At 70.7% G+C, this 16,791-nt stretch carries 16 protein-coding genes; 11 read left to right on the top strand and 5 right to left on the bottom strand.

The annotated features are described in order from the left end of the window. Window positions 1–23: 23 nt before the first annotated feature. Genes IE173_RS02125 through IE173_RS02115 form a run of 3 tightly spaced genes read left to right on the top strand, consistent with a single transcriptional unit; the run spans window position 24 to window position 3,174 of the window. Window positions 24–1,193 carry a sensor histidine kinase gene (locus IE173_RS02125; RefSeq protein WP_191281722.1) on the top strand — a complete coding sequence of 390 codons (1,170 nt, stop codon included), beginning with the start codon at window positions 24–26 and terminating at the stop codon, window positions 1,191–1,193. Further along, entirely contained in the window at window positions 1,190–2,488 is a 1,299-nt protein-coding gene (locus tag IE173_RS02120; RefSeq protein WP_229841821.1) for an L-lactate permease, read from the top strand. The genes IE173_RS02125 and IE173_RS02120 overlap by 4 nt, the downstream gene beginning before the upstream one ends. 23 nt (window positions 2,489–2,511) lie before the next feature. Continuing rightward, window positions 2,512–3,174, top strand: a complete 663-nt coding sequence (locus IE173_RS02115; protein ID WP_191281721.1) for a response regulator transcription factor — start codon at window positions 2,512–2,514, stop codon at window positions 3,172–3,174. Here IE173_RS02115 and IE173_RS02110 read toward each other — a convergent pair. Together IE173_RS02110 and IE173_RS02105 are read right to left on the bottom strand one after the other, a co-directional pair. Further along, on the bottom strand, window positions 3,147–4,385 hold the full coding sequence (locus IE173_RS02110) for an MFS transporter (RefSeq protein ID WP_191281720.1): 1,239 nt from the start codon (window positions 4,383–4,385) through the stop codon (window positions 3,147–3,149). The genes IE173_RS02115 and IE173_RS02110 overlap by 28 nt on opposite strands. A 37-nt stretch (window positions 4,386–4,422) precedes the next feature. Continuing rightward, window positions 4,423–5,697, bottom strand: a complete 1,275-nt coding sequence (locus IE173_RS02105) for a glycosyltransferase 87 family protein (protein ID WP_229841820.1) — start codon at window positions 5,695–5,697, stop codon at window positions 4,423–4,425. A gap of 98 nt (window positions 5,698–5,795) precedes the next feature. Between IE173_RS02105 and IE173_RS02100 the strand changes: the two genes are divergently transcribed. The 6 genes from IE173_RS02100 (at window position 5,796) to IE173_RS02075 (ending at window position 10,682) form a co-directional block, all read left to right on the top strand. After that, on the top strand, window positions 5,796–6,626 hold the full coding sequence (locus IE173_RS02100) for an ABC transporter substrate-binding protein (protein ID WP_191281719.1): 831 nt from the start codon (window positions 5,796–5,798) through the stop codon (window positions 6,624–6,626). Between the two features lie 9 nt (window positions 6,627–6,635). Next, a complete protein-coding gene (locus IE173_RS02095) occupies window positions 6,636–7,493 on the top strand; it encodes an amino acid ABC transporter permease (RefSeq protein WP_191281718.1) in 858 nt (285 codons plus the stop codon). Beyond that, on the top strand, window positions 7,490–8,227 hold the full coding sequence (locus IE173_RS02090) for an amino acid ABC transporter ATP-binding protein (RefSeq protein ID WP_191281717.1): 738 nt from the start codon (window positions 7,490–7,492) through the stop codon (window positions 8,225–8,227). Before IE173_RS02095 ends, IE173_RS02090 begins: the two co-directional genes overlap by 4 nt. Before the next feature lie 69 nt (window positions 8,228–8,296). Further along, a complete protein-coding gene (locus IE173_RS02085) occupies window positions 8,297–9,073 on the top strand; it encodes a VOC family protein (RefSeq protein WP_191281716.1) in 777 nt (258 codons plus the stop codon). Beyond that, window positions 9,073–9,522, top strand: a complete 450-nt coding sequence (locus IE173_RS02080) for a YdeI/OmpD-associated family protein (RefSeq protein WP_191281715.1) — start codon at window positions 9,073–9,075, stop codon at window positions 9,520–9,522. The genes IE173_RS02085 and IE173_RS02080 overlap by 1 nt, the downstream gene beginning before the upstream one ends. Further along, a complete protein-coding gene (locus IE173_RS02075; RefSeq protein WP_191281714.1) occupies window positions 9,519–10,682 on the top strand; it encodes an iron-containing alcohol dehydrogenase in 1,164 nt (387 codons plus the stop codon). The genes IE173_RS02080 and IE173_RS02075 overlap by 4 nt, the downstream gene beginning before the upstream one ends. A gap of 4 nt (window positions 10,683–10,686) precedes the next feature. Here the strand turns inward: IE173_RS02075 and IE173_RS02070 are convergent, their stop codons facing one another. The 3 genes from IE173_RS02070 to IE173_RS02060 are packed head-to-tail and all read right to left on the bottom strand — an operon-like array spanning window position 10,687 to window position 13,867. Continuing rightward, a complete protein-coding gene (locus IE173_RS02070; RefSeq protein ID WP_191281713.1) occupies window positions 10,687–12,048 on the bottom strand; it encodes a glucose-6-phosphate dehydrogenase in 1,362 nt (453 codons plus the stop codon). A gap of 19 nt (window positions 12,049–12,067) precedes the next feature. Then, window positions 12,068–12,787, bottom strand: a complete 720-nt coding sequence (locus tag IE173_RS02065) for a purine-nucleoside phosphorylase (RefSeq protein ID WP_191281712.1) — start codon at window positions 12,785–12,787, stop codon at window positions 12,068–12,070. A gap of 24 nt (window positions 12,788–12,811) precedes the next feature. Next, a complete protein-coding gene (locus tag IE173_RS02060) occupies window positions 12,812–13,867 on the bottom strand; it encodes an isopenicillin N synthase family dioxygenase (RefSeq protein ID WP_191281711.1) in 1,056 nt (351 codons plus the stop codon). A gap of 54 nt (window positions 13,868–13,921) precedes the next feature. On the opposite strand from IE173_RS02060, the gene IE173_RS02055 reads away from it, so the two are divergent. Continuing rightward, window positions 13,922–14,284, top strand: a complete 363-nt coding sequence (locus tag IE173_RS02055) for a hypothetical protein (protein WP_191281710.1) — start codon at window positions 13,922–13,924, stop codon at window positions 14,282–14,284. Between the two features lie 128 nt (window positions 14,285–14,412). Further along, the gene (locus IE173_RS02050) at window positions 14,413–16,494 is read left to right on the top strand and encodes a UvrD-helicase domain-containing protein (protein WP_229841819.1); all 2,082 of its coding nucleotides are present in this window, start codon (window positions 14,413–14,415) and stop codon (window positions 16,492–16,494) included. The last annotated feature ends 297 nt before the right edge of the window (window positions 16,495–16,791 follow it).

Raw genomic sequence — 16,791 nt, 5'->3', positions numbered from 1 at the left:
GGTGTGTCACGATTGCGTTCAGCATGGACCTCATCAGTAGGGAGCGCGATCGGCTCCTCCAGCGCAGCGCCCGCGTCTACGGCCTGAGCTTCACCGCGGTCTCTGCCCTGTGCTTTCTGCTTCCCGGCGCCGTGCCGTCGTCGGCGCTGCTGGTCGGCATCCCGCTCTACCTCATCCTCGCCGCCGCCCTGATCGGGGTGGGCCTGAGCCGCACGATCTGGTGGCCCATCGCGGCTCTCATCGCGGGCACGGGCATCGTGCTCACCGTCGCGTTCCTCGCGGCCCCGCCGACTCCGGCGGCCTCGCTCGCGATCGTGCACGTCACCGCCGCGGGCCTCGCCGCCCTCGCGCTCGTGCTCACGACGAGCATTCCGCGGATCGCCCTGCTCGTCGTCGGCGCCCTGAGCGGCGTCGGTGTCGTCATCTTCGCCGAGATCGCGACGCCCGCGCAGGCGCTGCGCAGCGGCGGGACCGTGCTCGTCGGGTGGGGTCTCGCGACCCTCATCGCGGTGTGGATCAGTGCGGGCGTGCCGCAGGTGGCCAAACGCATCGCGAGCATCGGGCGCGCCCATCGCGCCGAACGTCAGGCGAGCGAACTCGAAGCCCAACGCCGGCAGGGAGCCCGCCTGCTGCACGACACCGTGCTCGCGACCCTCACGCTGCTCGCCCACTCAGGGGTCGGGGTGAAGCCCGATGCCTTGCGCCAGCAAGCCGCCGACGACGCCCGGCTCCTGCGCCAGCTCCGGCTCGGGCAAGGGCCGAGCCTGCCGACCGAAACCGGGTCGATTCCGATCGTGCAGCCCGATGAGACGGTGCTCGGCACCACTCTCGAATCGGTCAAGCAGCGGTTCGGGCGGATGGGACTCAAGGTGTCGTGGCACGGCACCGGCCAGGTGCTGCTGCCGAGCGAGGTGCTCGATGCGTTCCTGCTCGCCCTCGCCGAATGCCTCGAGAACGTGCGGCGCCACTCGGGCGTCACCGAGGCCCACGTGACGATCACCGACGACGACAAGATGGTGCGAGCGCTCGTGACCGACGCCGGAGTCGGCTTCGACATCTCGGACATCGACGAGGCGAAACTCGGATTCGCCGAATCGGTCGTCGCACGGCTGCGCGAGGTCGGCGGCAACGCCCGGCTGTTCTCGGCTCCCGGCTCGGGCACGACGGTGGCCCTGGAGGTGCCGCGGGGATGAACAAGAACGACACCATCACCTTCTCGCGACCCGAAGAGAACACGCTCGGCGTCGTCGTCGGCAACGCCCGCCGCGCGGTGAGCAGCACGGCACGACGCTTCAGCCGCGCCGCGAGCGCCCACCGGGCGAGCCTGGGAACCGCGTTCCTCGGGCTCGGGGCCGTGATCGTCGTCGGGCTACGCGCCGTGTACGGACTCATCTGGTTCGTGTCGCAGTGGGAGGTCTACCCCGAGCCGCTCGCCGCCCTCGCCGCGTGGATCGTGCTCGCCGCGATCCTCATCGGCGCGATCATGATGTCGCGGGTGAGCGGCGATCGCCTGCCGGACTGGATGTTCGGGCTGTTCCTCGCGGGTCTCGCGATCGCCTTCGCCCTCGACGTCATCGCGATCTGGGAGTTGCGCGACATCGGCGGGCACGCGACGGCGGCACTGACCGCGGGGATGGCGCTGCTCGTGCTGGTGGCTCTGCGCGGGTCGGCCGAGATCCTGGCCGCCGCCGGGGTGCTGGGCGTCGCACTGGTCGCCGTGATGTTCCTCGACGCCCCGGTCGGCGCGTTCGCCGACTCCACCTGGATTGCGACACAGGTGACGGCGATCGCCGGATCGGTGCTGCCGCCCGTGATCGGCGTCGTGATCGTCGAGGGCTTCCGCCGCATGGTGCAGGTCGAACTCGACCGCGTGCTCGTGCAGAGCACCGTGTCCGCCCCGCGCTTCGCCGTCGGGATGCTCGCCTCCGAAGAGCTCGCCCGGCTCGACCTCGCCGCGGAGGAGCTGCTGGATGCCGTCGCCAACAAGAAGACGAACCTGCCGCTCACGCCGAAGAACGCGTCGGTGGCCGCCCAGCTCGCGACGGAGCTGCGCCTGCACCTGATCGAGGGTCGACGGGAGACCTGGCTGTACCACGCGATCAGCGAGTCGGAGCAGCTCGGCAAGTCGGTGACGCTCTCCGACAAGTCGAGTCTCGCCGGGTTGCTCGACCCGACGCAGCGCGACGGGCTGCTCTCGGCGGCCTGGTTGCTCGTCGCCGATGTGCCCTCGGCGGCCAACCCGAGACGCCGGGGACCGGTGCGCACCGTCAACATCCAGATCGGCCCCGTCGTGCCCGGCACCGCCGACGTGCCCGATCACAAGATCGCCGTTCCGATCACGATCACGTCCACCGGTGTTCCCCGAAACCGGGTCGACTCGGGTGTCTGGGACGCGATCGGCCGCATCGGGCGATACTCTGACTCCACTCAGGACGCCAGTCTGCGGGTCGACATCGAGTGCATCGTCGACAACCCGGCCGACCAGTGAGCACCCCGACGGAAGGAACCCCTGTGGCCGCCCCTATTCGCGTCGCCCTCGTCGATGACCACCGCATGATCCTCGGGGCGCTGACGGAATGGATCCGCAGCACCGCCGACGACATCGACGTGGTCGCCGCCGTGCCCACGTGGCCCGAACTGCTGACGCATCCGGAGTTCCCGGTCGACGTCGTGCTGCTCGACCTGGACCTGAAAGACAACCTGCCGGTCGCCCTCAAGATCTCGACGCTCAAGACGACGGGCGTGCGCACGGTGCTGATGAGCACCTACTCCGAGCCGAACGTCGTGCGCGAGGCGCTCGGCGCGGGAGCGCTCGGCTACCTCGTGAAGAGCGAGCCCGTCGACATGATCATCGAGGCCATCCGCGCGGCCGCGAAGGGCGAGAGTTTCATCTCGGCCGAACTCGACCTCGCGATCAACGCCGCCGACATCGGCGGCGCTCCGAAGCTCTCGGCACAGGAGCGTCGCGTCATGGCGCTCTACGGCGGCGGCGAGCCGGTGAAGGCGGTCGCCTACCAGCTCGGCATCTCGGAGGAGACCGCGAAGAGCTACCTCAAGCGCATCCGCGAGAAGTACCGGGTCGCCGGCATCGACGTCGGCACGAAGGTGGCGCTGCGGAAGCGCGCCATCCAGGACGGCATCCTCATTCAGGACAACCCGACCGGCTCGTTCTGATTCGCTGATCGACGTGCCGGCGAAGCGGTGACCAGTCCGCCCAGTACGGCCAAGAGGATGCCCGGTAGGCACAGCGCAAGGCCGACCCAGGTGGGCGCGACGTAGCCCCACCCGGCGGCGATCACGGCACCGCCGAGCAGCGCGCCGATGCTGTTGCCGATGTTGAGCGCCGAGTGGTTGGCGGCCGCCGCGAGGGTCTGACTGTCGCCCGCGACATCCATCAGCCGCGTCTGGATGGCAGGTGAGATCGCCGCCGCCGCGAACCCCACCGCGAACAGGCCCGCGAACAGCCCCGGCAGCGCCGTCGCCGCGAGCGCGAGCCCGAACAGCGCCGCGACGAGCAACCCGAAGCAGATGAAGACCGCCCGCAGGGCGCCACGGTCGGCGAGCCGTCCGCCGAAGAGATTGCCCAGCGTCATGCCGACGCCCATCGCGATGAGGGCGATCGGCACGACCGCCGGCGAGAGCCTCGTGACTTCGGTGGTGAGCGGAGCCACATAGGTGTAGACGGCGAACAGGCCGCCGAAGCCGAGCGCTCCGGTCAGCAGGGCGAGCCACACGGCGGGCCGGGCGAATCCGCCGATCTCGCGCCGGATGGTGGCCTCGGGGTCACCGGGCTGCTTCGGCACGACGAGCACGATCGCGATCGCGGTGAGCGCGAAGATCGCCGCGACCACGAGATAGGCGGCGCGCCAGCCGGCGTTCTGCCCGAGGAAGGTGATCGCCGGCACGCCGACGACGTTGGCGATCGTCAGCCCGGAGAGCACGAGGGCGATGCCCTGACCGCGCTTGCCCGGCCCCATGAGCGACGCCGCGACGAGGGCCGCGATGCCGAAGTACGCCCCGTGCGGGAGTGCCGCGAGGAATCGCGCGACGACCACGAGTTCGAAGGTCGGCGCGAGCGCGGAGGCGAGGGTGCCGACGGTGAAGGCGACCGCCAGTGTCAGCAGCAGTCCTTTCCGCGGAAAGCGTGCGGCAACCACCGCGATCGTCGGCGCGCCGACGACGACGCCGGCGGCGTACGCCGAGATGAGGATGCCGGCGCGCGCGATCGCCTCCTCGGGATCGGACGCCGCGAGGTCGGGCAGCAGGTCGCGGGCGATCTCGGGCAGCACCCCCATCGCCGCGAACTCGGCCGCTCCGATGCCGAACCCGCCGAGCGCGAGCGCGAGCAGGGCCAGGCGTACCCGCAGCGGCGAGAGGGAGGTCATGACGAGAAGCAGCCGTTCGATCGATGAGTGCGACGACTCACCGTCGAGCTTGAATCCAATCTAACGCCGCATCGTCGGCGTCGCTCTCGTGGTCGGCCAGCGGGTGGCGGACCACCTGGATCAGGGCGACCACCGCCCAGGCGAACAGCGTGAGGTAGAGGATGTTGCGCGCCGTGAGCACGAGCACCAGCACCAGGTTCGGCACCCCGAGAAGCTCGTGATAGAGGTACGGGTAGAACGCCTGGGTGAGCACGGCGATGGCGATGCCGAGTACCGCCGGCACCCGGAACGACCGGCCGGCACCGGATGCGGCGGTCACCAGCCCGAAGACGATCGGCACCGCGAGCCAGGTGACGAACTGCGGGGAGCCGACCTTGTTGAAGATGATCATCGCCAGCGTCAGGGCGAGCACGAGCGGAGGCAGCACCTCCCCCGGCTCCCGGCCGCGCCGGGTCGCGATGACCCCCAGACCGAGCAGCACGAGCGCGGCGAGCGCGAGCAGCGGGGTCGCGACCGCGGCCGCGTCCAGCACCCCGTCGCCGCGCAACTGGAAGGTGAGGATCGCGGTGTCGTAGTACACCTGGGTGTGCCCGGGGCCGAGGGTCGCGTCCCACATCCACGGCGTCGCGATCACCGACTCGATCTGCAGTCCCCGGCCCGTCTGCTGCGTGATGAAGCTGAAGACGTTGCCGCCCGCGCCGAGCGCGAGTGCGGCGATCAGCACCACCGCCGTCGTCGCCGCGGCCCCGATGACGACGCGGCCGCGATCACGCAGCGCGACGACGACGGCTGCCACGAGCGCCGCTGGCCACACCTTGGTCCACGCGGCGACCGTCAGCAGCACCCCGCCGAGCGCGGGCCGGGTGACCACCACAAGCACGCCGAGCATCGCGAGGGGCACGGTGATCGAGTCGATGCGGCCGATCGCGACCGGGCCGAGGGCGACGAGGAAGCCGAGCCACCACCATCCCGGGTGCGCCACCCCGTGCCGGCGTGCGACCGTGATGAGCACGGCGAAGGCGATCGCGTCGGCGAGCATCACGAGGCTCAGCCAGGTGCTCGCGTACAGGTCGGGGCCGAGGGCGGCGGCGGCGATCATCGGCACGATCGCGAGGATCGGGTAGACCCACACCGTGTCGATGCCGACCCAGCCGTAGCCTTCGAACGCGTAGTCGACGATCCAGAATCGGTAGACGCTGGTCACGTCGCCGATCGGCTGACCGGGGGCATAGAGGGCGAGCATCCCGAGCCAGAGGTGAGCGAGCAGGAATCCTGCCCACAGCGCGATCGGACTCCGCACGGTCGCTAGCACCCGAACAGCGTAGCCCTGTCATGAATCGACACCTGGCGACCGGCACCTCGGCTCCCCCGGCAGAATGGTTGACCCAGCACATATCTCTTGGAGGCCCCATGTCCCGCACCATCACCAAGCTGGCCGCCGCCGCCGGCGTGCTCGCCCTCGGTCTCGGTCTCGCCGGCTGCCAGACCACCGAATCCGGTTCCGGTGGCGACTACGTGACCGACGGCAAGCTGACGATCGCCACCGGCGAGCCCGCCTACTACCCCTACGTGATCGACGACGCGCCCGAGTCGGGCGAGGGCTTCGAGGCCGCCGTCGCCTACGCGATCGCCGAAGAACTCGGCTTCGCGGCCGAGGACGTCGTCTGGGTGCGCACCGGCTTCGACGCCGCGATCGCGCCGGGTCCGAAGGACTTCGACTTCAACATCCAGCAGTACACGATCACCCCGGAACGCGCGGAGCAGGTCGACTTCTCGTCGCCGTACTACGCCGCCGACCAGGCCGTCATCACGATCGAAGGGTCGGCAGCTGCCGAGGCCACCTCGATCGCCGACCTGCAGGGACTGCTGATCGGCGCAGCCACCGGCACGACGAGCCTCGCGGCGGTCGAGCAGATCATCCAGCCGACGGCCGGCGCGCAGGTGTTCAACAGCAACGACGACGCCAAGCTCGCGCTCGAGAACGGTCAGGTCGACGCGATCGTCGTGGACCTGCCGACCGCCTTCTACATCACCGGCGTCGAGCTCGACGCGGGGGTCATCGTCGGCTCGCTGCCCGAGATCGAGGGCGCGACCGCCGAGTGGGGCGTGCTGCTGGCGAAGGACAGCCCGCTGACCGACGCGGTTTCGGCGGCGATCGACGCGTTGCGCGAGAACGGCACGCTCGACGCCCTCGTCGCGGAGTGGCTCGGCGCCGACCAGGGAGTGGCGGAGCTCCAGTAGCTTCGAACGGTGAGTCGTTACCCGGAGGGCCCGCCGCCGAGCTCGATCGAGCTCGAGCGGCGGGCTTTCCGTCGTCGCGAGTCGACCCGATCCGTGCTCGTCGGGGCGGCGAGCACGCTCACCTTCGGGGTGCTGGTCTGGCTCTTCGTGATCAACACCCCCGGGTGGGCTCGGGTGCAGGAGAGCTTCTTCGACCCCGAGACGGCTCTGGCCGCGTTCCCGCGGGTTGCGGAGGGCTTTCTGGTCAACCTGCGCATCCTCGTATTCGCGGTCGTCGGGGTCGCGATCGTCGCGACCCTCCTGGCCTTCCTGAGGACGCTGCGCGGGGCCGTGTTCTTTCCGCTCAGGGTGCTGGCGGCCGCCTACACCGACCTGTTCCGCGGCATCCCGCTCATCATCGTGATCTATCTGATCGGCTTCGGGGTGCCGGGGCTGCTGCAGACGCGCATCTCGGCGGAGTTGCTCGGCACGATCGCCCTCGTGATCACCTACTCCGCCTACGTGTCGGAGGTGATCCGTGCGGGCATCGAGGGGGTTCATCCGTCGCAGCGCCTGGGCGCCCGCGCCCTCGGCCTGACGCATGGACAGACCCTGCGCCTCGTCGTGCTGCCGCAAGCGATCCGCCGGCAGGCTCCCCCGTTGATGAACGACTTCGTCGCCATGCAGAAGGATGTCGGGCTGGTGTCGATCCTCGGCATCGTCGACGCTGTTCGGGGGGCGCAGATCGAACAGGCGAAGTATGCGGAGTTCACCCCGTACATCGTCGCGGCGGTGCTCTTCGTACTGCTCGCGATCCCCACCATCCGGCTCACCGACTGGGTCAGTGCCCGGCTGCGGAAGCGCGAGCAGATGGGATCGGTCGTGTGAGCGCCGTTCTCGAGCTGACGGGCATCCGCAAGTCCTTCGGCGCCACCCCCGTGCTCCGCGGAATCGACCTGGAACTCGCCGAGCACGAGGTCGTCGCCCTCATCGGGCCCTCCGGGTCGGGCAAGTCGACCCTGCTGCGCACGATCAACCTGCTGGAGCCGATCGACGACGGGCGCATCCTCCTGCGCGGCGAGGACATCAGCGACCCCCGCGTCGCCGTCGACCGGGTGCGGGCGCGCTTCGGCGTCGTGTTCCAGCACTTCAACCTGTTCCCGCACCTCTCGGTGCTCGACAACGTGACGCTCGCCGCCCGCAAGGTGCATCGGGTTCCGCGGGCGCGGGCCGAGGAGCGCGGTCTCGAGCTGCTCGACCGCATCGGCCTCGCCGAGAAGGCGCGCGAGCATCCCGACCGGCTCTCCGGCGGACAACAGCAACGCGTGGCCATCGCGCGGGCGCTGCACACCGACCCTGAGGTGCTGCTGCTCGACGAGATCACCTCGGCGCTCGACCCGCTGCTCGTCGGCGACGTGCTCGAACTGGTGCGCGAACTCGCCGCCGAAGGCACCACCATCCTGATGGCGACGCACGAAATGGCGTTCGCCCGGGACGTCGCCCACCGAGTGGTGTTCCTCGACGGCGGCGTCATCGTCGAGCAGGGACCCGCGGCCGCGTTGTTCGCGAACCCCCGCGAGCCGGCGACGCGAGAGTACCTCCGTCGGTTCTCGGCGGGCTGACCCGGATCCGCGCTTTCACTCGGTGGATGACCCCTGGCCCTCGGACCGCGGGTGAACGACACTGGCACTGTGTCCGAAGTCGCGCGAGTGAGTGCCGCCGTCGATCGTTTCCCGGGCGAGCCGATCTGGCTCGAACTGGCGACGACCGACCCGGAGCGCTCCCTGGCGTTCTACGGGGGCCTGCTCGGCTGGACGGCCGACGCCTCCGACTCTCTCGACGGCGCCGCGACCCTGCGCCTGCACGGCGACCACGTCGCCCGGCTCGTGCCGATGCCCGATGACGGCTGGATCGTCTACCTCAAGGTGCTCGACGCGGGGGCCGCGGCCGCGGCCGTCGAGGCGAACGGCGGCCGCGTCGAGGTCGGGCCGTCGATGGCCGGCGACCTGGGGGTGCTGCTGATCGCGACCGATCCCTCGGGGGCCCGGGTGGGGTTCTGGCAGCCAGGAACGCATCCGGGGTTCGGAGCCGAGAACGAGCCGGGTGCGCCCGCCTGGTTCGAATTGCACACCCTCGACTTCGCGGCGGCGGTGCCGTTCTACCGGAACGTCGCCGGCTGGCAGACGGTCTCGATGGGCGACTCCGACGAGTTCCGCATGGTCGTGCACGGCGAGCCCGGGGAGGCGCGGGTCGGTATCTACGACGCGGCGCGCGACGACCTCGATGACGAGTCGGCCTGGATGCCGTACTTCGCGGTCGCGGACGCCGAGACCGCCGCACGCCGCATCCGCGAACTCGGAGGGGCGCTGCTCGACCAGCCGGTCGACACCCCGTTCGGACGCGTCGCGCACGCCACCGACCCGCTCGGAACCCTGTTCACCGTCATCCAGCTGCCGGAGGCCTCCTGATGCCCACCTTTCGCACGACCCTGTTGGCCACCGGCGGCAACAACGTCGGCATCGTCGTTCCCGACGAGATCCTCGCGTCGTTCGGCGCGGGCAAACGGGTGCCCGTCGTGGTGACGATCGACGGCGGGTACAGCTACCGCACGACGACCGCGGTGATGGGCGGCAAGAACCTCATCTCGTTCAATGCCGACACCCGCGCGAAGACCGGCAGGGGCGCGGGCGACGAGGTCGAGGTGACACTCGAGCACGACACGGCCCCGCGCACTGTCGAGGTGCCCGAGGTGCTCGCCGTCGCGCTCGCCGCCGATCCCGCGGCGGCCGCCGCCTGGGAGAGACTCGCGCCCTCACACCAGAAGGCGCACGTCACGGCGATCCTCGACGCCAAGAGCGATGACACGCGGAATCGCCGGGTGGCGAAGGCGATCGACATGCTCGTCGGGCGCGCGTGACCGGGGTCGCGTCGTTCCGGCTCCCCCGCCTGCTGGTCGGTGCCGGCGCACGGCAGCGCATCGGGGAGGCCGCCCTCGAGCTCGGCATCTCCCGACCGCTGATCGTCACCGACCCGTTCCACGCTCAGAACGGCGTCGCCGCCGAGATCGCCGCCCTCTTGCGCGCCGACGGCCTCGAGCCCGTCGTGTTCTCCGACACCGTGCCCGACCCGTCGACCGCGGCGGTCGACGCCGGGGTCGCCGCGGCGCTCGCTGCGGGGGCGGATGCCGTGATCGGCGTCGGCGGCGGCAGCCCGATCGACACCGCGAAGGCGATCGCGCTGCTCGCGCTGAGCGGCGGCGAGATGCGACGCTACAAGGCCCCGGTGCAGACCCTCGGCGGCGCCCTGCCGATCCTCGCGGTGCCGACGACGGCCGGCAGCGGATCGGAGGCGACGCAGTTCACCGTCATCACCGACGACGCCACCGCCGAGAAGATGTTGTGCGCCGGTGCCGCGTTCCTGCCCCGCGCGGCGATCGTCGACGTGGAGCTGACCCTCACGATGCCGCCGCGGCTCACCGCCGACACCGGCATCGACGCGCTCACGCACGCCGTCGAGGCCTACGTGAGCCGCAGAGCCACCCCGCTGAGCGACATCTTCGCCCTGCGCGCCATCGGGCTGATCCGCGGGAACCTCGAGGCCGTCTACGCCGACGGCGCCGACCGGCGCGCCCGGGAGGAGATGATGCTCGCGTCGCTGTTCGCCGGTGCGGCCTTCTCGAACGCGAGCGTCGCGTTGGTGCACGGCATGAGCCGACCGATCGGCGCGCGCTTCGGAATCGCCCACGGGCTCTCGAACGCCCTGCTCTTCCCCGCGGTCACCCGCTTCTCGTTGCCCGGTGCCGCAACCCGCTACGCCGACTGCGCGCGGGCGCTCGGCCCGGTGGCGGGGAACGACTCGGACCTCGCCGCCGGGGAGACCCTGGTCGACGAACTCGAGCGGCTCAACACCGCCCTCGGCGTGCCCCGGCTGAGCGACCTGGGCGTTTCCCCTGAAGCGTGGGATGCCGCCATCCCGACCATGACCGCGCAGGCGATCGCGTCGGGCTCGCCGGCGAACAACCCGGTCGAGCCGAGCCCGAGTGAGGTCTCGGCGCTGTACGCCGGCGTCTTCCGCTGAGCGACTAGTGCCAGCTCCGCGGGCCGCGGGTTCCGGCCGGGTAGCTGTCGAGCGGAACCCGATCGGCGCGCCAGGCGGCGAGCACGGGCGCGACGATGCGCCAGCACTCCTCGGCGATGTCCCCGCGCACCGAGAGCGTCGGATCGCCGTCGAGCAGTTCCGCGAGCACCTCGCCGTAGGGCTTGAGTTCGCTCGGGCCGAACTCCGCATCGAGGGTGTCCCATTCGAGGTCGAAGGGGTCGTCGCGGCCGTTGGTCACGAGGTCGAGGGACATCGTGGCGGGTTTGATCCCGATGCGCAGCCGTGCCTGACGCCCCGGCCCGTGGAACCCGGTCGGCAGGTGCGGCACGTCGCGGAAGGTGAACACGATCTCCTGCCGGGGGTCGCCGATCGCCTTGCCCGAGCGCAGCACGAAGGGCACGCCCGCCCAGCGCCAGTTGTCGATCGCGACGGTCATCTCGGCGAGGGTCTCGGTGTTCCGTGAACGATCGACCCCGTCTTCGCTGAGGTACGCGGGCAGTTTCCGTCGACCGATCGTGCCGGCCGTGTAGCGTGCCCGCCGGCTCTCGGTGCCGTCCTTCTTCCACGGCCGGGTGGCGCGCAGCAGCTGCGCCATCGCGCCCCGCAGGTCTTCGGACCCGACGGTGGCGGGCGGCTCCATCGTGGCGAGCGCGAGCACGAGCAGCAGGTGGCTCTGGATCATGTCGACGAGCGCCCCGGCCCGGTCGTAGTAGCCGGCGCGGCCCTCGAGCCCGAGGTCTTCCTCGATGTTGACCTCGACGTGGGCGACGTTCTGCGCCGACAGCAGCGGCTCGAAGATGCGGTTGGCGAACCGGAGGCCGAGCAGGTTGATGACGGTCGACTTTCCGAGGAAGTGGTCGACGCGGAACACCTGTTCTTCGGGCACCAGTTTCTGCAGCAGCCGGTTGAGCGCCCGGGCCGATGCCAGGTCGGTGCCGAACGGCTTCTCGATCGCCAGCACGATCCCGTCGGGGAGCTTCATCGTGGCGAGCGTGCGGCACGCCAGCACCGTGACCGCGGGCGGCAGGGCGAAGAACAGGGCGACCCGACCCGTCGCGGCCGTGAGGACGCGCCCGAGGGCCTCCGCGTCGGTGACGTCGGCCTGGAGGTAGACCGAGGACTCGAGCACCCGGTCGGCCAGCCGCGCGTCGACCCCCGAGAACGCCTTGCCGACCCGCCGCTGCCAGGCGGCATCGCTCATCGGGTCGCGATCGACGCCGATCAGGCGGATGGCGCTGCCGCGTGACGAGGCGAGCAGCGTCGCGAGGCCGGGCAGCAGCAGACGCGACGTGAGGTCGCCCCCGGCGCCGAGGATGACGAGGGTCTCGATACGCGAAGGGGCCACGGTCCGATGCTAGAGCGACTCAGCTGACCGGCGGCGGCATCGACGCGGCAAGCGCCAGCTGCGCCGCGGTGCCGAACCCGGTCTCCCGGTCGAGGGCGGGAAGGTGTTCTCCCGTCGTCAGGTCGTCGGTCACCGTCACCAGGGCGAGAGTCTCGATTCCCTCCTTCGCCCCCACGGCGTAGAGGGTCGCGGCCTCCATCTCCACCGCGAGAGTGCCGAGCACCGCGAGCTTCCCGGTGACCGTGGGGTCATCGGCATAGAAGGTGTCGCTCGAGAACACGGCCCCCACCCGGAGCGCCACGGCATCCCGTTCCGCGGCTTCGACGGCCGCCCGCAGCAGCGAGAAGGCCGGAGCGGCCGAGAGCGCGACGCCCGGCACCCAGCCCGCGGTCATCGCGGAGTCGGTGTGCGCGACCGAGGCGGCGACGACGGTGCCGAGCGGCATCGCGGGCTGGAGCCCGCCCGCCGTGCCGACGCGCACGATGCGGGTCACGCCGTAGAACCGGGCCAGCTCGGTGGCGTAGATCGCGATCGACGGCCCGCCCATGCCCGAGGCGAGCACCGAGACCGGCGTGCCCTGGAACGTGCCCGTGAACCCGAGGATGCCGCGCACCTCGGTCACCAGCCGGGCGTCGTCGAACAGCTCGTCGGCGATCCGTTGGGCGCGACGCGGGTCGCCGGGCATGAGCACGACGGGCGCGATGTCACCGGGTTCGGCGCTGATGTGCGGGGTTGCCATGCCCCTGAGGTTATCGACGCGAGGCTAACCGCGGGCGGCGAGCACCCGATCCTTCTCGGCCCCCGCGGTGTCGTTCCTCTTGCCGGCGCGGGAGCCCGCGAGCTTGGCGCGGATGTGCTCGCCCACGGTGATCGGCTCGGGGTAGCGGTTGGGGTGCGCGTCGTCGATGAGGTGCGGCATCGTCGTGATGAGCGCGTCGATGTCGCCGTCGTGGAAGTAGGCCGCGCTGCGGCGGCGTTCGATCGTGCCGTCGACGATCGGCGGCTTGACCCGGTGCAGCGTCGACATCCACTGGTCGTTCGTCCAGCGCGCGGTGACGTCGCCGAGGTTGATGAGCAGGGCGTCGTCGGCGGGGCTGACGTCGTTCCACGATCCGTCGGTGCCGAGCACCTGGAGTCCCTTCACCTGGTCGGCCCACAGCACCGTGACGATCCCGTAGTCGGTGTGTTCGCCCATGCCGATGAGGTCGCCGTCGAGCTGGATTCGCCCCGGCGGCAGGGCGTAGTTGTTCATGCGCATGACGTCGAGCGAGTGCCCGGTGTAGGCGTCGTAGAAACCCTCGGGCAGCCCGAGCGCGTCGGCGAAGATCACCGTCATGGTCTCGGCCACGCGCTTGGCTTCGGCGTAGTAGGCCTCCACCTTCTCGCGGAAGCCGGCGACCTCGGGCCACACGTTCTCGGCGTAGTCGTCGGCGGGCAGCTCGACGCCGGGATAGTCGGACCGTGCCGCGCCGACGTTGAACGCTTCGAAGAAGTCGTTCATGCGGTTGGCGCTCTCGACGCCGAGGCTCAGGCTCAGGCTCTCCGACTTGGGCGGCGAGTACCCGCGGTTGATCTTCGGAGGGGTCTTGTAGGTCTTCTTCGTCTCGAGGTCGAGGGCGAAGAAGGCATCCATCGCTTCGGCCAGCCCCGCGATCACCGCGTCGGGGATGCCGTGGCCGAGGATCTGCATGAATCCGACGGTGCGACAGGCGTCGTCGATCGCGCGGGCCACCGCCGCGCGTTCCTCGGCGGTGCCGTCGGCGACGTAGGGCGTGATGTCGATCGAGGGAACGGAGAAGTTCGACGATTCGGTGGCCATTGCGTCACGCTAACAAGCGCCGGTTTCGGGCGCGTTACGCAGTATCCTCGCGAAATGACCGTCGCCGTGACGCCTCCATCACGCAACCGGGTCGGCGTCGTCGCCCTCGTTCTCGCCCTCGTCGCGGCCGTCGCACCCCTCGTGGCCTGGATCGTCGTCGCGATCATCGGGGCGGTCGAGTCGTCGACCTTCGACGATGCCGTCTACGTGGGCTTCCTCGGCGGCATGCTCGTGTTCTTCGGCGTCGTGGCGGTGCTCTCCCCCGTGTCGTTCACCGCCGTCGTGCTGGGCGTGGTCAGCCTGTTCCGCGGCGGCCGCAAGGCGCCCGGGATCGTGGCGATCATCATCGGGGTGTTCGGCTCACTCGGCCTGTTCTGGCTTCCGGTCGTGCTGGCCGAGGTGGTTCCCGGCTGGTAGCGCGTCGCGGCGCGCCCGCGTGCCCCCCGAAGACGCGATAGCAGGACTCCCCCCGCCCGCGCACACTGGGAGCAGGAGTCGCGGCGCCACAGAAAGGCACCCGGCTCCTGAAGATTCCGGGGGGAATTGTGGCAGCGGGAGACCCTGTCGCGGGGGAGGCCGCGCGACAGCGTGAGCAGGCGGATGAGAGCGCCCGCCGGGCCGGCATCGCGCGCCAGATGGCCCTCAGCTTCGAGACCACCGCGCCCAGCGAGCAGCGTCTCGCCCGCGCCCTGATCGAGCTCGAGCCCCTCGGCTACAGTCTGCTCGCCGACCGCAAGCACCCCGGGCCGGCCGGAGGCAGCGTCGATCTCGTGCTGGTCGGGCCGAGCGGCGTGGTGCTGGTCGGCACCACGTCGTGGCCTCAGGTGACGATCGCCGGGGGCCGGGTGTGGCGCGGTGACGTCGACGCGACGAACGAGGTCGAGCGGCTCGCCGATCTGCTGCACCTGACACAGGGCGAGCTCGCCGAGATCGGTCTGGCCCCCGGCGAGGTGCACGCCGTCATCGCCCTCACCGGGGTCGACCTGCCGCGCACGCAGCTGCTCGGCGTGACGCTGCTCGGCGACACCGCCGCCATCGGCGAGATCGCCCGGCTCGGCGTCCGGCTGTCGCCGACCCGGGTCGCCGAGGTGCGTACAGCCCTCGAGCACCTCTTCCCGCCGATGACCACCGGACCGGTCACCCTCCCCGTCGCCGCGACCCAGGTCGCCGCCGACCCGCAGCTGCCGATCGATCCGCCCACGGCGGAGCAGCTCCACGCGGCGTTGCTCGACGGCTACCGCCGCGCGCCGATCGAGGAGTGGATGGCGTTCCTCGACCCCGACCAGGCTCGCCTGGTGCGACGCTCGTTCAACGGGCCGTCGCGCATCCGGGGCGCCGCCGGCACCGGCAAGACCGTCGTGGCGCTGCATCGCGCCGCCTACCTCGCGCGGGTCACCGGCGGTCCGGTGCTCGTCACGACGTTCGTGCGCACCTTGCCCGCCGTTCTCCAATCGCTGCTCCATCGGATGGCACCCGACGTGGCCGACCGGGTGGAGTTCCGGAGCGTGCACGGTTTCGCCGCCGAGGTGCTCGCCGCGCGGGGCAGCCGTCTCGATGTCGACGCCGAACTCGCCTCACGCCTCTTCGACGAGGTCTGGCGACGGCACGGCATCGACGGGCCTCTCGGCGTGATCGATCCGGCCGCCCGGTACTGGTACGAGGAGGTGTCGGCGGTGCTCAAGGGCCGCGGCCTGACCCGCTTCGAGCAATACGCGGGGCTGGCCCGGCACGGGCGGCAACGCCCCCTCACGGTCGACCAGCGGGCCGCGGTGTGGGAGCTCTATGTCGCCTACGAGAACGCCTTGCGCGCCCGCGATGTCGCCGACTGGCAGGACCTCATCCTCGAGGCCCACGCCGCGCTGCAGGAACAGCCGCTCGACACCTACCGGGCGGTGATCGTCGACGAGGTGCAGGATCTCTCACCGCTCATGATCCGCATGCTGCATTCGCTCGTCGGCGACATCCCCGACGGTCTCAACCTGGTGGGCGACGGGCAGCAGACGATCTATCCCGGCGGAGCGACGCTCGCCGAGGCGGGGGTGTCGATCGCCGGGCGTGCGGCGGTGCTCACGACCAACTACCGCAACACCGCCGAGATCGCCGAGTTCGCCGGTCTTCTGGTGGAGGGCGATCGGCTCACCGACATCGAGGGCGCGACGACGGGGGCGGATGCGGCCCGCGCACTCCGCCGCGGACCACGGCCCGTCTACACGGTCTTCCCCTCGCGGGCGGTACACGACCGGTCGCTCGTCGAACGGGTGCGGCGCATCGTCGCCGACTCCGCCGCGTCGGGACGCGGGGTGCGCCTCGGCGACATCGGCGTGCTCGCGCTCTACGCCTGGCACGCTCAGGAGGCCGCCGAGGCGCTCGCGGACGCCGGCATCCCGACGATCGACCTCGCGACCTACGATGGCGCCCCCGTCGACGCGGTGAAGGTCGGCACGATCAAGCGCGCGAAGGGCCTGGAGTTCGCCGAGGTGCTCGTGGTGCGCACCCCGCCCTACCTCGTGCAAGACGGTGGAGCGGCGCTCGACGCCGCCGCGGTGGAGCGCACCGTTCTGCAGCGCCGCGAACTGTTCGTCGGCCTGACGCGGGCCCGCGACGGCCTCTGGGTGGGCGTGGCCTGACCTCGCCCGGGGTGGGCGCCTGTCGACTTTCTTCGACATCTCGAAACTGAGGCATAGACAAATCAGTCTGCACTCACCAAAATGAGGTGACGTCCTCNGGCCCGCGACGGCCTCTGGGTGGGCGTGGCCTGACCTCGCCCGGGGTGGGCGCCTGTCGACTTTCTTCGACATCTCGAAACTGAGGCATAGACAAATCAGTCTGCACTCACCAAAATGAGGTGACGTCATACCCGACGTGTCTTACCCGATGACTTTGCGAGACGCCTGTCGTGCCCGTAGGGGCTCCGACTAGGGGTA

Source organism: Pseudolysinimonas yzui (assembly GCF_014653215.1).
GTDB classification, from domain to species: domain Bacteria; phylum Actinomycetota; class Actinomycetes; order Actinomycetales; family Microbacteriaceae; genus Pseudolysinimonas_A; species Pseudolysinimonas_A yzui.
The sequence above is the reverse complement of the archived record's forward strand: the minus strand, read 5'-3'. Positions and strand labels throughout refer to the sequence as shown.

What these genes read in the sequence shown, in the direction of transcription:
- IE173_RS02100 (WP_191281719.1), top strand. Translation starts at nt 5,796, where the DNA reads ATGTCCCGCACCATCACCAAGCTGGCCGCCGCCGCCGGCGTGCTCGCC.
- IE173_RS02080 (WP_191281715.1), top strand. Translation starts at nt 9,073, where the DNA reads ATGCCCACCTTTCGCACGACCCTGTTGGCCACCGGCGGCAACAACGTC.
- IE173_RS02060 (WP_191281711.1), bottom strand. Translation starts at nt 13,867, where the DNA reads ATGGCCACCGAATCGTCGAACTTCTCCGTTCCCTCGATCGACATCACG.
- IE173_RS02125 (WP_191281722.1), top strand. Translation starts at nt 24, where the DNA reads ATGGACCTCATCAGTAGGGAGCGCGATCGGCTCCTCCAGCGCAGCGCC.
- IE173_RS02120 (WP_229841821.1), top strand. Translation starts at nt 1,190, where the DNA reads ATGAACAAGAACGACACCATCACCTTCTCGCGACCCGAAGAGAACACG.
- IE173_RS02065 (WP_191281712.1), bottom strand. Translation starts at nt 12,787, where the DNA reads ATGGCAACCCCGCACATCAGCGCCGAACCCGGTGACATCGCGCCCGTC.
- IE173_RS02055 (WP_191281710.1), top strand. Translation starts at nt 13,922, where the DNA reads ATGACCGTCGCCGTGACGCCTCCATCACGCAACCGGGTCGGCGTCGTC.
- IE173_RS02110 (WP_191281720.1), bottom strand. Translation starts at nt 4,385, where the DNA reads ATGACCTCCCTCTCGCCGCTGCGGGTACGCCTGGCCCTGCTCGCGCTC.